The organism is Thermosulfurimonas marina, assembly GCF_012317585.1.
Lineage (GTDB): Bacteria > Desulfobacterota > Thermodesulfobacteria > Thermodesulfobacteriales > Thermodesulfobacteriaceae > Thermosulfurimonas_A > Thermosulfurimonas_A marina.
Window position 1 is genome coordinate 764,122 of sequence record NZ_CP042909.1, and the last position, 14,682, is coordinate 778,803.

The window sequence follows — 14,682 nt, forward strand, 5'->3', positions numbered from 1 at the left end:
GAATTTTTCTTGGGGGAAGTCCGATGGACCTTGACAAAGTTAAAGCCTTTTTTGCGGATCGAAAAGTACATCTCCCTTCCCCTCCGGCCCTGGCGGTAAGGCTTTTGGAGCAGGTCCGACGCGACGATTATCGCCAGCTGGCCGAGACCATCCGCCTGGATCCGGCCCTGGCCGCCCGGGTCCTGGGGCTGGCCAACTCTCCCCTCTATCGGGGCGGAGGAAAGGAAATTACCTCCCTGGAGAAGGCTATCGCCTTCCTGGGAACGGAAGTTATCAAAAATTTGGCCCTTACTTTCAAAGTTTACGAGGGATTGAAGAGCGAAAAAAAACTGACCAGAGCCACAGAATTCGATATGGAACACTTCTGGAAACGTTCGGTGGCCAATGCCGTGGGAGCCAGACTCCTGGCCCAGGAAATGGGGCTGGAGGAGGATCACCTCTTTTCCGCCGGTCTTCTCATGGACATCGGAGTCCTGGCCCTCTATCTCCTCTTAGGAGAAGACTATCTCGCGGCCTTCGACGAAAAGGAGGTCTCTCAGAGGTCCTTGGCGGAAATCGAAAGGGAGATGTGGGGTTTTACCCATGCGGAGGCCGGAGGGTACTTCCTCAAGACCTGGTCCCTTCCGGATCACCTGGTGATGGATATTACCTACCATCACTGCTGGACTAAAGCCCCTGAGGAATATCGCGCGCACGCCCGCATTCTCTCTCTGGCCGGCCTCCTGGGAGGGATCTATTTCAGCCGGAGGAGTGCCTTTTACTACGAAGAGACCCTTTCCCAATTTAAGGACCTCTTAGGATTCCCCGAGGAAAATACCCGGGAGATCATTGACCGGGTGGCCGAAGAGACCAACCAACTCCTGGCCTTCTTCGAACTCCCTGGGGAAAGAATCCCTCCCTATTCCCACATCCTGGAAGAGGTACGAGAAGAGCTGGGTAAGCTGAGCCTGAATTATGTTCTTCTGGTAAAAAAACTCCAGGAGGAAAAGGCCCGGGCCGAGGAACTGGCCCGGAAGCTCAAGGCCGCCAATGAAAGACTACGCCAGCTCAGCATCCGCGACGGTCTTACCGAACTTTACAATCACCGCTACTTCCAGGAACGCTTGCGGGAGGAATTTGAGAGGGCCCGGCGCTACCGACGGGCCCTTTCTCTGGTGATCCTGGATATCGATCATTTCAAGAAAGTAAACGATACCTACGGGCACCCGGTGGGCGACCAGGTCCTCAAGGAACTGGCCCGCCTCATAAGGCAAAGCATGCGGACTTCGGATATTCCAGCTCGTTACGGAGGGGAAGAATTTACCATCATCCTCCCGGAGACCGATCTCCAAGGAGCTTCCTGTTTCGGAGAGCGCCTTCGGAAGACCGTAGAACAACATTCCTTCGAAGCCAACGGCCTTACCCTCCAAATCACCATCAGCTTAGGGGTCTCCTCCGTTTTCCCCTCTGCCACCCAAGCTACCCCCCAGCGCCTCATCGAAGTGGCGGACAAGGCCCTTTATTATTCCAAGACCCACGGGCGGAATCGCCTTACGGCCGTCTCTATAGAATAGCCCTTTTCTTATAGCTCAAATGTTATATAATGCCCAAAAGCCGGGAGGAGAGACATGAAGCGTTTCGGTCTGGTAGCGCGCATGGGGCTGGTCTTCGGGATCATCGTGGCCCTCAACCTTCTGGGTCTAGCCGCCCTCTTCTGGGCCAAACAGGAATACCGCCTCGTTCAAAGGGAAGCCAATGAGCGTATAGAAGAGCTCCTACGCCTCCAAGACCTCAAATATCAATTCACGCGCTGGAAGGTGAATATCCTTTCCGGCATGTTCAATCTTGCGGAATTCCGCTTCTCCACCAAGGACCTGGTCCAAGATCTCCAAAGTCTCAAGGCCCACACCACCGAAGAGAAGGCCTTCCTGGATAAATTGCAGAGGCGCTACCGGAAAATGAATGCGCTCTCCGATCGGGTCTTGGAGATGCTTTCCCGGGCCGACCAATGGGAGGACGAAGACGAACTGCGCGAGGCCCTCCTGGAGATCTACAATGAGGAATTAAGCCCCCTTACCAAGACCCTCTACAAGGAGCTAGATCAGGGGGCCCAGATCCTGCGGTCCCAGATCGGAGAACTTCAGCGGAGGGCTGAAGAACGCCTGCGACTAGTCTCCCTCCTTCAGGCGGTGGTGGTGGGGCTTTCGGTACTTCTCCTTGTGGCCTTTGGACTTTACTTTCATCGCAAACTCCGGGGAGGCTTTGCCGCCCTAAGTGAGGCCCTCACCCGCCTGGCCCAGGGAGATTTCTCCCATCATTTGGAAGTGCGAGACCGCGACGAGATTGCCCAGATGCTGGCCATGATCAACCAGACCCTGGAAGAACTGCGCCCCATGGTGCAGAAGATCCGGGAGGCCTCCGGAGACCTGCAGGAGGAGGCCCGGCAGATGCAGGCCGCCGCCGAAGAGACCATCCAGAGCAGCGAAGGGACCAAACTGCGGGCCGAAAGCATGGAGCGCAACGCCCAGACTATCCTTTCCCATGCCCAGGCCGAGGCCCAGGCGGTAAACGAGATCTCCACCGCCATCCAGGAAATTAGTCAGAACACCACCAAGGCCACCCAGATCACCAACGAGGCCGTGGAGAAGGCCCGGCTGGCCCAGGAGGTCATCCACAAGGTGGGAGAGGTCTCCCGGGAAATCGAGTCCGTGATCCAGCTCATCACCGGAGTGGCCGAACAGACCAAGTTTCTGGCCCTGAACGCCACCATCGAGGCCGCCCGGGCCGGGGAGGCCGGAAAGGGCTTTGCCGTGGTAGCCAATGAAGTCAAGGAGCTGGCCCGGCAGACCGCCGAGGCCACGGAGGGGATCACCGGAAAGATCCGGGCCATGCAGAACGAGTCCCGCCAGGCCGTAGAGGCCACGGACGAAATCGTGAACATCATTGAAGAAATCAACCAGATCGCCTCGGCCATCGCGGCCGCAGTAGAAGAACAGACCGCGGTCATTTCCGAGATCGCCGAACGGCTGGAATCCACCAGAAGGGAGGCCGAAAACCTCTCCGGGGAGGCCCAAGCAGCCTACCAGGAAGCCCTCAAGGCCGTAGAGACCGCCCGCAAGAACCTGGAGCAGGCCCAGGGGCTCTCTCGCCTGGCCCAGGATCTGGCCTCTCTGGCGGCCCAATTCCGGGTTTAGGGGTTAAAACCGGGTCTTTCCGATTACCCGACCCTTGTAGCCTCCGGCCCGAGAAATGGCCTGAAGTAGGGCCTCTTCCGGAACCGCATCTTCGCTTACCACCACCGCGATGCGGTTTTTGAGGGAGGTCTTCACCCATTTGACCCCCTTTATCCGGGAAAGAGACTTGCGGATGGCGATGGGGCAGAGCTTACAGGTCATACCCTCCACATCGATGACCCACACCGTCTCCGCCCAGGCCGCAGAAGCCGTAAGGCTCAAAAGGAGAAGGAAAACCCCCATCCTCTTTTTCATGCCGACCCCCTTAACCGTAAATATGGGCCAAAGCCCAGGGGTAAAAGGTGGCCACCAAGAGAAGGACCAGGGCCACCCAGGTGAGGAGACGCCCGACCCGAGAGACCCATCCGGCCTCCTCACAGGCACAGCGGAAGACCCTCTTTTTGAGGATCTTTTCCCGGAACCAGTCCCGGAGGTGGTACATCCGATAGAAGGAAAAGGCTACGGCCAGATAGCCCACCACCAAAAAATAAGGGCGATAGGGTTCGAGGCTGCTCAAGAAACCCAGTCCGCTTACCGAGACCCCGAAGACTAAAAAAAGCGTGGGGACTACGCAGCAAGAGGCGGCCAAGATGGAGGCCACACTGGCCACCAGCCCTCCGGCAGCTTCTTTAAAAGACATGGGACCCTCCTTTCAGGGATTATTCCACACAGCAGGGCTGGCAGGCCGGATCTTGGGTAAAACTTTGGGCCACCTTTTTCGGGGCCTCACCCATAGTGGGGAAGAGCCACCGGACCTCCTCCCAGGACCGCCACCGAGGCCACCGCTCGAGAAAGCTCCAGGAGGTTGCGGTAGGTGAGATGCGGGGTTTCCGCAAGCCCCGGCACCGGCGGCAGAGCCGGAGAAGCCCCCGTGGCCACCAGAAGGAAACGGGCCTGAAAAGTCTTCTCCCCTGCGGCCCCCTTCCCAGGCCTGCTTGGCCCGGTGCAGGAGAATCTTGGAAGGGATACAGCCCACGTTGACGCAGGTCCCCCAGGGGAAGGATTCGGCTGTCGTTTATGAGAAGGGTGCGTTTGCCGAGCTCCTCGGCCCGATAGGCCGCGGCAAAGGCCGCCGCTCCCCCTCCCAGGATGGTCAAATCAAACATAATTTTAGTTTAGCAGAAAAATTCTCCCTGTAAAATTTGCAATCCAGAAATTATTTTTGGTCAAAAACCGGAAACTTGAAGAGGGGATCTTTTCCGATAAAATTGAGCAAAAGAAAGGAGGTCTGCTGGAGATAGGGCCCAGAGAGTTTTCCTTGGTTTCCCCGCTACTTCTTCCTACGGAAGAGGAGAAGGGGCTCCTGGAGGAGCTTGCGGCCCTGGCTCAGGAAAGAGGGCTCTACGAGGAATTTTATCGCCATGTAGCCCTTCTCAAGGACTCCCCGGCCCTGGAAGAGATCTTCTCCGACCCCCAAAGATTTGCCGCCCTTAAAGAAAAGATCTCCTCCTTCCTGGTGGATTTTCTGGCGGCTCCTTCTTCGGCCGAGATCCTTGCCCGCACCGAAGCGGTGGCCCGACGACATCTGGAGGTGGGGGTCAGCCCGGCCCGGTTTCAGGAGGGGCTCTTCCTCCTGTGGCACATCCTCTATCGGGAGCTCGGGGCCCGGGAGAAGGTTCCCAAAAGGCGCGGGACCCTGCGCATCCTCCTTACCCGGCTCATCTTCTGGCTTTCTCTCCGGGTCACCGGGGTCTATTTTGTCCTGCGGGAGGAAAATCTTGCGGAGGCCTTAAAAGAACTCGAGACCCTGAACCGCATTTACGCCCTCCTGCGGGAGATCAATCTTCTCATCTTTGAGGAACGGGAGGATGTGCACCGGCTCTTGGAACGGGCCTGTGAGATTATGGTCCGGGTAGGGGGCTTTGCCCTGGCCTGGGTGGCCCTGAACCGGCCCCCTTCCCCGGAGGTAGAGATTGCGGCTGCCGCCGGAGAGACGGCCTATCTTGAAGACTTTGAAGTCTCTGCGGATCCGGAAAGACCCTCCGGCCAGGGCCCCTGCGGCCTTTCTTTGCGGGAGGGCCGTCCGGTGGTCGTGGGAGATACCCGTCAGGACCCCCGCTTTCGTCCCTGGGCGGAAAAGTCCGAAAGGTTAGGCTTCCGCTCTCTGGTGGCCCTGCCCCTGTCTCTGGAAGGCGAGCTCCGGGGAAGCCTCCTCCTTTACGCCCGCACGCCCCACCACTTCACCGCCAGGGAAATCCGTCTCCTGGAAGAGATTGCCCGGGACCTTTCCCTGGGCTACCTCCATATCTTAAAGACCCGCGCCTTGGAGGAGGCCCTCTTTCGAGACGTCCTTACCGGGCTCCCCAACCAGCGCTATCTCCTGGCGGCCCTAGAGCACGAACTAGAGATCGCCGGGCACAAAGCTCTTCCCCTGATTTTGGTAAGGCTCGATCTTGATCGTTTCTCCGCCCTGAACCTGGAACTCGGCCGTGTCCGGGCAGATGCCCTCTTACGGGAGATCGGGGCTCGCCTCCTCTGGCTGGTGAGCAACTCTGGGACCCTGGCCCGGGTGGGTCCCGATGAGTTTGCCTTCTCCTATCTCCTGGATGACCTCTCTCCCGGGGCCTTGGTGGCCCGGGTCCAGAAGGCCCTGAGCGAGCCCTTCCGCATTGACCACGAGGAAATCCGCCTTACGGCCTCTCTGGGGGCGGCCCTGTTTCCCGAAGACGGCCGGGAGCCGGAGGCCCTCCTGGATGCCGCTTCTCTGGCCTTGAAAGAAGCCCGAAAGAAGGGCCCGGGTGGGATGGCCTTTTACTCCCCCAAGGTCTCGGAAAAGGCCCTCACGCACTTTGTCCTCCTGCGGGACCTGGAAAGGGCCCTTGAAAGGCAGGAATTTGTACTCTACTTCCAGCCCCGCATCGCCCTTTCTTCCCGCAAGGTCACCTCCCTAGAGGCCCTGATCCGCTGGCAAGCGCCAGAAAAGGGGCTGGTGCCTCCCGGAGAGTTTATCCCCCCCCTGGAGGACTCCGGCCTCATTGTAGAGGTGGGCCGCTGGGTGATCCGGGAGGCCGCCCGGGCCCTGAAGGAGCTCCGCGAGGAATTCCCGGAGCTTCGTCTTTCCTTCAATGTCTCCGTAAAACAATTTCTGGACCAGGAGGTCCTCCTTTCCGCTCTGCGAGAGGCCCTTTCGGAGACCGGTCTGCCCGGCCAAGCCCTGGAGATGGAGATCACCGAAAGCCTCCTCTTCAAGGTAGGGGCTTCCGGGGAAGGCCTCCTAGAAGAGGTGGCCGGGATGGGTCTGGAGATCGCCCTTGATGATTTCGGTACCGGCTACTCCTCTTTTGCTTACCTCAAAAAGATTCCCGCCCGGACCCTTAAGATCGACTACTCCTTTGTCAAAGGGCTTCCGGAAAGTCGAGAGGACGCCGAGGTAGTCATGGCCATCGTCTCTATGGCCCGCAATCTGGGAAAACGCCTGGTGGCCGAAGGAGTGGAACGCAAAGAACAACTGGCCTTTCTGGCCGGCCTAGGGGTGGAAGAGATCCAGGGTTTTCTCTTTGCCCGTCCCCTGCCCCTGGAGGAGGTACGCCTTTTCCTTCGCACTTTCGACCCTTCTAAAGCCTTTTGGTAAAACTTGGAGCCGGCGGAGGGACTTGAACCCTCAACCCTGGGATTACAAATCCCATGCTCTGCCAGTTGAGCTACGCCGGCGGGTGGGTGGAGGTGGCGGAGGGGGTGGGATTCGAACCCACGGTGCCCCTTTTGGGGGCACACTCGCTTAGCAGGCGAGCGCCTTCGACCACTCGGCCACCCCTCCGGGCCTTTTCCATTTTAAGCTATATCCTCTCGGGCGACAAGCGGAGGGGGAGGGATTCGAACCCCCGGAGGGCGCTAAGGCCCTCAGCGGCTTTCAAGGCCGCCCCCTTCGACCACTCGGGCACCCCTCCCTTGTAAGTCCGTCTTTTATCTTATAAATTTTGAGCCACAAATCCCAGGAGGTCAAATCCATGAGTCCGGAAGAGCTCTTCGAAGAAGGAGCCTTCCTCCTTTTCAAACAACAATTTGAGGAAGCCATTGTCTATCTTACCAAGGCCCTGGAGGCCGATCCCCGGCTAGCCAAGGCCTACCAGGCCCGGGCTGCGGCCTATCTCAAGCTGGAGCGCCTGGAGGAGGCCGAGGCCGACCTTAACCGGGCCCTGGAGCTGGAGCCCGAAAACCCCCGCCTCTATTTTCGGCTGGGGCAGGTCTTCTACCGCCGGAGTCAATTGACCCAGCAAGAGGAAGAAAAAAAGGCCTTACTCGAGAAGGCCCTGGAGACCTTCAACCGGGCTATTGATCTTGAACCCCTTTATGCGGCGGCCTTTATGGCCCGCAGTCAGGTCTATCGCGACCTGGGGGAGGAAGAGCTGGCCGACTTTGATCTGGACAAGGCGGCAGCCATCCAGCGCGAGACGGCCAAGGCCAAAAAGATCGTCGATTTTTAGGTCAGGATCAAGGTCCAGCCGAAGGGGTCGGGCCTTTCCCCGTACTGGATGCCGGTGAGTTCCTCAAAGAGACGGCGGGCCAGAGGGCCGGTCTTTCCGTCATTGATGACGTATTCCCGTCCCCGGTAAGCCAGGGCCCCCACCGGGGAGATGACCGCGGCGGTGCCGGTGCCAAAACACTCCTTGAGGCGCCCGCTTTCCGCCCCCTCGATCACCTCTTCGATGGAGATCCTCCTTTCGGAGACCGGAAGCCCCCAGGAGTGGGCCAGTTTCAGGACCGAGTCCCGGGTGATCCCCGGAAGAATGCTTCCGGAAAGGGCCGGGGTGGTCAGTTCATCCTCGAAATAAAAGAAGATGTTCATGGTCCCCACCTCTTCCACATAGCGCCGTTCCACCGCGTCCAACCAGAGGACCTGGGTATAACCTTTGGCCTTGGCCACCTCTGCGGCCTTGAGACTGGCGGCGTAGTTGCCTCCGGCCTTGACCTCCCCCGTGCCCCCGGGAGCGGCCCGCACAAATTCGTCGGTGACATAAATCTTTACCGGGTTAAACCCCTCCTGATAGTAGGCACTCACCGGAGAGAGGATGATCATAAAGGTATAGGTATGGCTGGGCTTGACCCCCAAGGTGGGCTCGTCTCCAAACATGAAGGGACGAATGTAAAGGGCCGCCCCCTTTTCCCGCGGAATCCAGGCCTGGTCGATAAGGACCAGTTTCTTAATGGCCTCCAGGACCAACTCCTCGTCCACGCGGGGCATACACATGCGGTCTGCTCCGCGGTTTAAGCGCTTCAGGTTCTCCCAGGGACGAAAAAGACGGATCTTTCCGTCCACCCCCCAGTAGGCCTTGAGGCCTTCAAAGATGGTCTGGGCATAGTGGAGCACAATGGCCGCCGGATCGAGGGTCACGGGTCCGTAAGGCACGATGCGTGGAGAATGCCAGCCTCTCCGGCAATCATATTCCATGACGAACATGTGCTCGGTGAAAAGCCTTCCGAAGACCAGATTTTTGAGCTCCGGGACCGGACGCCTCTTTTCCTCCGGGACCAGGTGAAGTTCGATCTCCATGGCTTGCCTCGCTAAAAGATCAATAATAAAGTATGGCCAACATTTAACGCAAGGTCCGGCCATGCTCAAGTGGTTCCGCCGAAAAAAGGAAGAAAAGGCCCCGGCAGCAGCCCAAGAACTCCCCTCGGAGCCTTCCCCGGAAGCCCCTCCTACCGAAGAGCCCGAAGAGAGCGGGCTCTGGCAAAAATTCCGGGCCGGTCTTTCCAAGACCCGAGAGCGGCTGGCCGACACCCTGGGAGAGCTTTTTGAGATTGACCGGCTGGTGGACCAGGCCTTTCTGGAGGAGCTGGAAGAAATTCTCATCACCGCGGATATTGGGATTGAGACCGTAAATCGGTTGCTTGAACCCGCTCGTCGCAAGCTGGCCCTGGGAGAACCCTTGCGTACCGGGGAACTCAAACGCAGCCTGCGGGAAGAGATCCTGCGCATGGTAAGCCTTCCGGCCCCGCCCTTTCCTCCGGAGGCCAGCCCGGCGGTGATCTTTTTCATCGGAGTCAACGGGGTGGGCAAAACCACCACCCTGGCCAAGGTGGCCTGGCATCTCAGGGGCCGGGGTTTTTCCGTCCTGGCCGTAGCGGCAGACACCTTCCGCGCCGCAGCCATCGAACAACTGGAGACCTGGGGAAAGCGGGTGGGCTTTCCCGTGGTCAAACAGGCCCCGGGGGCGGACCCGGGAGCCGTCGTTTACCAAGGGCTGGAGGCCGCTAAGGCCCGGGGGGTGGAGGTCGTCCTGGTGGATACCGCCGGACGCCTCCACACCAAGTACAACCTCATGGAAGAACTCAAGAAAATGGTCCGGGTGGCCGGAAAGGTCATCCCCGAGGCCCCGCACGAAAATATCCTGGTGCTTGACGCCACCACCGGACAGAACGCCGTAAGCCAGGCCCGGCTTTTCAGCGAGGCCGTAAACCTCCACAGCCTGATCCTTACCAAAATGGACGGGACGGCCAAAGGGGGCATCGCCGTGACCGTGGCCCATCTTTTCAAGCTTCCCATCCGCTTTGTGGGTTTGGGAGAAAAGATGGAAGATCTGGCCCCCTTTGAGCCGCAAGCCTTTGTGGACGCCCTCCTGCCATGAAGGCCCTGCACCTTTTGGGCCCCACGGGAGCGGGAAAGAGCCCCTTGGGCCAGGCCCTGGAAAAGGAAGGGCTCTACGGGCACCGGGCCCTGCATTTCGACTTCGGGGCCGAACTGCGCCGGGTGGCCGCCGGGGAGGGCCCCCCGGAGATCGGCCCGGAGGAGGTGGAGTTCGTGCGCCGGGTGCTCGCCGAAGGCCTCCTCCTGGAGGATGAGCATTTTCCTCTGGCCGAAAAAATCCTGCGGGCCTTTCTCTGGAGAAAACAGGCCCGAGAGAAAGATCTCCTCATCTTGAACGGTCTTCCCCGGCATCTGGGCCAGGCCCGGGACGTTTTGCGTCTGCTGGATCTGCGGGTGGCGGTGGAACTTCGGGTGGACGAAAAAACCCTTTGGTTCCGCCTCCGGAAAGACCCTGCAGGCGACCGCAAAGGGCGCCCGGACGATACTCCGGAACTCGTAGCCCGCAAGCTTTCCTGGTATCGCGAAAGGACCCGGCCCCTCCTCGAATTTTACCTCCAGCAAGGGATCCCCGTCTTCCATCTCCCCGTAGGCCCCGAAGACACCGGCCTCAAGCTCCTTCAAAAACTGCGGGCCCTCCTTGCCGAGAACCTTTTTTAAATTTACTCTTAGGAAAACCGGACTTAAAAAGGGGCCAAATAAACCAAAAGCCCGTAGAAAAGTCCAGTTTTTTACGAAATACCGGATGGAGGGGTCGTATGGGAGAGCTTTATGTAGGACTGGATGTAGGCTCCGGGACGGCCAAGGTGGCCGTACTGGATGAAAGCCGCCGTCTGGTCCATAAGGTTTACCAGAAGACCCACGGGCAGCCGGTGGAGACCGCCGAAAGACTTCTTTCCGAGGTGGAAGACCGTTTCGGCTCCGCGCTTTCCGGGATCACCTGCACCGGAACCGCGGGAAAATTCATCTCCCAGATCCTGGGGGTGGCCTTTGTCAACGAAGTCATGGCCCACGCCCGGGCCGTAGAACACTTTCATCCCGAGGCTCGGACCATTATCGATATCGGGGGTGAGGACTCCAAGCTGGTCTTCATCAAGCATGAAGAAGGCCGGTTTCGTATCGCAGACTTTGCCCTGAATACCCTTTGTGCTGCGGGCACCGGGGCCTTTCTGGAACAGCAGGCGGCCCGGCTGGGTTATTCCATCGAAGAATTCAGTCGTCTGGCCCTTAAGGCCGAAAACATCCCCCGGATCGCCGGCCGCTGCACGGTCTTTGCCAAATCGGACATGATCCATCTCCAGCAGGCCGCGGTCCCGGATCACGAGATCATTGCCGGGCTCTGTTTCGCCATCGTGCGCAACCTCAAGAGCAACCTGGCCAAGGGCCGCCGGGTGGAGCCCCCGGTGGTCTTCCAAGGCGGGGTGGCGGCCAATCTCGGGGTGCGCCGGGCCATCAAAGAGGTCTTCGGCCTCAAAGACGAGGAACTCATCATCCCCGAACACCACGGAATCATGGGGGCCATCGGAGCGGCCCTTTACGGGCTTGACGGAAAGGCCGCCTCCCCCTACCGGGGGGCGGAACTCCTCCGGGCCTACCTCAAGGAGCGCCGCCCAGCCCCCCAACGGTTCCCCAAGCTCTCCCCCATGCGCTCGGTCTATTTAAAAGCCCCGGAGGCCCCGGCCCGACCCCGGAGGGTCTACCTCGGAATCGATGTAGGTTCGGTGAGCACCAAGGCCGTGGCTTTAGACGAAAGCGGGGCTCTGGTGGCCAAGGTCTATCGACTGCACCACGGAAAACCCTTAGAAAGCGTGAAGGAGCTTCTTCTCGCCCTGCGGGAAAAGCTTCCGGAGGAGGTGGAGGTCCTGGGGGTGGGGACCACGGGCTCCGGGCGCTATCTGGTGGGAGACTTCGTGGGGGCAGACGTGATCCGCAACGAAATCACCGCCCAGGCCCTGGGGGCCCTGGCCCTGGATCCAGAGGTGGACACCATCTTTGAGATCGGGGGCCAGGACTCCAAGTACATCCGTCTTGAGGGGGGGACGGTGGTGGATTTCACCATGAACAAGGCCTGTGCCGCGGGGACCGGATCTTTCCTTGAGGAGCAGGCCGTACGCCTGGGAGTGCCCATCGAGCGCTTCGGAGAGCTGGCCCTAAAAAGCGAGGCCCCCCTCAAGATGGGCGAGCGCTGCACGGTCTTTATGCAGTCCGACCTCCTGCATTATCAACAGCAGGGGCTTCCCAAAGAGGACCTCATCGCCGGGCTCTGCTACGCCATCGTCTACAATTACCTCAACAAGGTGGTAGAGGACCGGCGTATCGGGAAAAAAATCTTCTTCCAGGGGGCCACGGCCTTCAACCGCGGGATAGTGGCCGCCTTTGAAAAAGTCCTGGGAAAGCCCCTTACCGTTCCCCCGCATCATGAAGTTACCGGGGCCATTGGCGTGGCCCGTCTGGCCATGGCTGAACGGACCTGGGAGCGGAGTCGCTTCCGGGGCTTTGACCTCTCTCAGGTGAAATACGCCATCTCTTCCTTTGAATGTCAGGCCTGTCCCAACCGCTGTGAAATTCACCGGGTCTCGGTAGAAGGCCGGCCGCCTTATTTCTACGGGGGCCGCTGCGAGCGCTACGAGGCCGAACACCGCAAACCCCCGAAAGACCTCCCCAATCCCGTGGAGGAACGCACCCGCAAGCTCCTCTCTTACGTGAAAGAAGTAGAAGAGGCCCCCAGGGGAGAGATAGGGATCCCCCTCTGCCTCCCCTTCTGGGAGCGTCTGCCCTTCTTCGCCACCCTCTTTCAGGAGCTCGGCTTCCGGGTGGTGCTTTCCTCCCCCACGGGTAAGGCCCTTATCAAAGAGGGCTGTGAGGTGGTGGCTGCCGAGACCTGTTTCCCGGTAAAGCTGGCCCACGGCCACGTACTGGACCTCTTGAGGCGAGGCCTAAAACGCATCTTCCTTCCCCAGATCACGGATCTCCCCTCGGATCATCCGCAGCTCAAGAGCGGAAAGGTCTGTCCTTATGTGCAAGGTTTTCCCTGGGCCATCCACGCCTCCATCAATTTTCAGGATTTCGGGGCCCGGGCGATAAGTCCGGTCTTTCATTTCGGGACCGGAGGGAGTCTCCTACGGGATGAGTTTCGGGAGTTGGCCCGAGAGCTGGAGATCCCCTGGTCGGAGATGAAACGGGCCCTTTCGGCCGCCGAGGCCGCCCAGGAGGATTTCCAGCGTTGGCTTCGGGCCCGGGGCCGGGAGCTCCTCCAGGGCCTCACCCCGGACCAGGTGGCCCTAGTGCTGGTGGGCCGCCCTTATAATGCCCTGGATCCCGGGGCCAATCTCGCCATCCACAACAAGGTCCGCAGCCTGGGGGTCCTGGCCCTCCCGGTGGATATGCTCCCCCTTTCGGAGGTCCGGGAGCTTGACGGGCTGGAGGGTATGTACTGGCGCTACGGACAGCGTATCCTCCTTGCGGCCCACCTCTGTCGGGAGATTCCCCAGCTCTTTCCCCTTTTCATCACCAACTTCTCCTGCGGCCCGGACTCCTTTATCGAACACTTTTTTGAGGAACTTCTCGGGGGAAAGCCCTATCTTCAAATCGAGATCGACGAACACAGTGCCGATGCCGGGGTGGTCACCCGCATCGAGGCCTTCCTGGACAGTATCCGGGGCAAGGCCCGGAGCTACCCCAAACCCCAGAAGCCAGCGCGCCCTCGAGTGCGTCCCGGGGACGGGCGGGTGCTTTACATCCCCTATATGGCCGATCACGCCCGAGTGCTGGCCGCGGCCTTCCGGGCCTGCGGGGTAGAGGCCCAAGTCCTCCCCGAGCCCGACGAGGAGGCCCTCTACTGGGGACGCCGCTACACCTCCGGAAGGGAGTGCTACCCCACGGTGCTTACCACCGGAGACATGATCAAACTCCTCCAAAACGGGGTAGATCCTCAAAAAGTAGCCTTTTTCATGCCCTCTGGGGCCGGGCCCTGCCGGTTCGGCCAGTACAACCGGCTGCACCGCAAGATCCTGGACGAACTGGGGTTTGCGGAGGTGCCCATCTACTCCCCCACTCAGGACGTGAAACTTTACGAGGACCTGGGAATGATCGGGGGGGATTTCACCCGGCTTACCTGGAAGGCCCTCATCTGTATGGACCTTCTGGACAAACTCCTGCGGGAGATCCGGCCCTACGAGGTCCATCCCGGGGACACGGAAAAGGTTTACTGGGAGGCCGTGGAACGGCTGGAGCGGGCGGTGGAGGCCCGGGAAGATCTGGTAGAGGTCATGGCCGAAATCCGGGAAAACTTTGCGGCCATTCCGGTAAAAGACCGGGGGAGCAAGCCCGTAGTGGGAATCGTGGGCGAAATCTATGTGCGTTCCAACCGATTTGCCAACGAGAATCTGGTCCGGGTGCTCGAGGATCTGGGGGCCGAGGTCTGGACTCCCACCATTGCCGAATGGTTCTACTATATCAACTACACCTCCAAGCGCTGGGCCAAGCGTTACCGGCTCTTCAAAAACCTCCTCAAACTGGTCCTGGAAAACCGGGTGCAGCTCCAGGACGAGCATCGTTTTGTGGCCCTGGTGCGGGACCTCCTGCGCACCGCCGAAGAGCCTACGGTGGAGGAACTTCTGGCCCTGGCCCGCAAATACATGAACGACGAATTTGAGGGGGAGGCCATCCTTTCCGTGGGCAAATCTCTGGACTACCTCCGGCACGGGGTCAACGGAATCGTGAACGTCATCCCCTTTACCTGCATGCCCGGGACCGTAGCCGGAATGCTCCTTAAACGGGTAAGGGAGGACCAGGGCTACGTGCCGGTGCTTACCGTGCCCTGTGACGGCCAACGGTCTATGGGAACACGCATGCGCATCGAGGCCTTCATGTATCAGGTGCGGGAGCACTTTGAGGAAAGACGGAAAAAAGGGCGCCTCTTATAACTTTTTAGCCGGGGATCGG

General features: G+C 59.8%; 10 protein-coding genes, 3 tRNA genes and 1 pseudogene. 7 read left to right on the top strand and 7 right to left on the bottom strand.

Features of this window, described 5'->3' with window-relative positions; genetic code table 11:
- Positions 1-23 precede the first annotated feature (23 nt).
- Together FVE67_RS04090 and FVE67_RS04095 are read left to right on the top strand one after the other, a co-directional pair.
- The gene (locus FVE67_RS04090) at positions 24-1,553 is read left to right on the top strand and encodes a sensor domain-containing diguanylate cyclase (protein ID WP_168719381.1); all 1,530 of its coding nucleotides are present in this window, start codon (positions 24-26) and stop codon (positions 1,551-1,553) included.
- Positions 1,554-1,607: 54 nt separating this feature from the next.
- Positions 1,608-3,173 (top strand): methyl-accepting chemotaxis protein, encoded by a 1,566-nt coding sequence (locus FVE67_RS04095; RefSeq protein ID WP_168719382.1) that lies wholly within the window; start codon positions 1,608-1,610, stop codon positions 3,171-3,173.
- A 3-nt stretch (positions 3,174-3,176) separates the two neighbouring features.
- Here FVE67_RS04095 and FVE67_RS04100 read toward each other — a convergent pair whose 3' ends face one another.
- The 3 genes and pseudogenes from FVE67_RS04100 to FVE67_RS04110 all read right to left on the bottom strand — a co-directional run.
- Positions 3,177-3,467 carry a heavy-metal-associated domain-containing protein gene (locus FVE67_RS04100; protein WP_168719383.1) on the bottom strand — a complete coding sequence of 97 codons (291 nt, stop codon included), beginning with the start codon at positions 3,465-3,467 and terminating at the stop codon, positions 3,177-3,179.
- Positions 3,468-3,477: 10 nt separating this feature from the next.
- The gene (locus tag FVE67_RS04105; RefSeq protein WP_168719384.1) at positions 3,478-3,852 is read right to left on the bottom strand and encodes a mercuric transporter MerT family protein; all 375 of its coding nucleotides are present in this window, start codon (positions 3,850-3,852) and stop codon (positions 3,478-3,480) included.
- Positions 3,853-3,938: 86 nt separating this feature from the next.
- Positions 3,939-4,115 (bottom strand): annotated as a pseudogene (locus FVE67_RS04110) (FAD-dependent oxidoreductase); the annotation flags it as partial.
- Between the two features lie 355 nt (positions 4,116-4,470).
- Here FVE67_RS04110 and FVE67_RS04115 point away from each other — a divergent pair.
- Positions 4,471-6,783 (top strand): EAL domain-containing protein, encoded by a 2,313-nt coding sequence (locus FVE67_RS04115; RefSeq protein ID WP_168719385.1) that lies wholly within the window; start codon positions 4,471-4,473, stop codon positions 6,781-6,783.
- Positions 6,784-6,787: 4 nt separating this feature from the next.
- Here the strand turns inward: FVE67_RS04115 and FVE67_RS04120 are convergent.
- The 3 genes from FVE67_RS04120 to FVE67_RS04130 form a co-directional block, all read right to left on the bottom strand.
- Positions 6,788-6,863: transfer RNA gene (locus tag FVE67_RS04120), tRNA-Thr, on the bottom strand.
- Between the two features lie 13 nt (positions 6,864-6,876).
- Positions 6,877-6,969, bottom strand: a tRNA-Ser gene (locus tag FVE67_RS04125).
- Between the two features lie 41 nt (positions 6,970-7,010).
- Positions 7,011-7,099 (bottom strand) — tRNA-Ser (locus FVE67_RS04130).
- Between the two features lie 60 nt (positions 7,100-7,159).
- On the opposite strand from FVE67_RS04130, the gene FVE67_RS04135 reads away from it, so the two are divergent.
- On the top strand, positions 7,160-7,636 hold the full coding sequence (locus FVE67_RS04135) for a tetratricopeptide repeat protein (protein WP_168719386.1): 477 nt from the start codon (positions 7,160-7,162) through the stop codon (positions 7,634-7,636).
- Here FVE67_RS04135 and FVE67_RS04140 read toward each other — a convergent pair.
- The gene (locus FVE67_RS04140) at positions 7,633-8,703 is read right to left on the bottom strand and encodes a branched-chain amino acid aminotransferase (RefSeq protein WP_168719387.1); all 1,071 of its coding nucleotides are present in this window, start codon (positions 8,701-8,703) and stop codon (positions 7,633-7,635) included. The genes FVE67_RS04135 and FVE67_RS04140 overlap by 4 nt on opposite strands.
- A gap of 61 nt (positions 8,704-8,764) precedes the next feature.
- On the opposite strand from FVE67_RS04140, the gene ftsY reads away from it, so the two are divergent.
- The 3 genes from ftsY (at position 8,765) to FVE67_RS04155 (ending at position 14,663) form a co-directional block, all read left to right on the top strand.
- Complete coding sequence (ftsY, locus tag FVE67_RS04145; RefSeq protein ID WP_168719388.1) at positions 8,765-9,781, top strand: signal recognition particle-docking protein FtsY; 1,017 nt, start codon at positions 8,765-8,767, stop codon at positions 9,779-9,781.
- Positions 9,778-10,398, top strand: coding sequence for an adenylate kinase family protein (locus tag FVE67_RS04150; RefSeq protein ID WP_168719389.1), 621 nt, complete (start codon positions 9,778-9,780; stop codon positions 10,396-10,398). Before ftsY ends, FVE67_RS04150 begins: the two co-directional genes overlap by 4 nt.
- Positions 10,399-10,496: 98 nt before the next feature.
- Complete coding sequence (locus FVE67_RS04155) at positions 10,497-14,663, top strand: acyl-CoA dehydratase activase (protein ID WP_168719390.1); 4,167 nt, start codon at positions 10,497-10,499, stop codon at positions 14,661-14,663.
- The last annotated feature ends 19 nt before the right edge of the window (positions 14,664-14,682 follow it).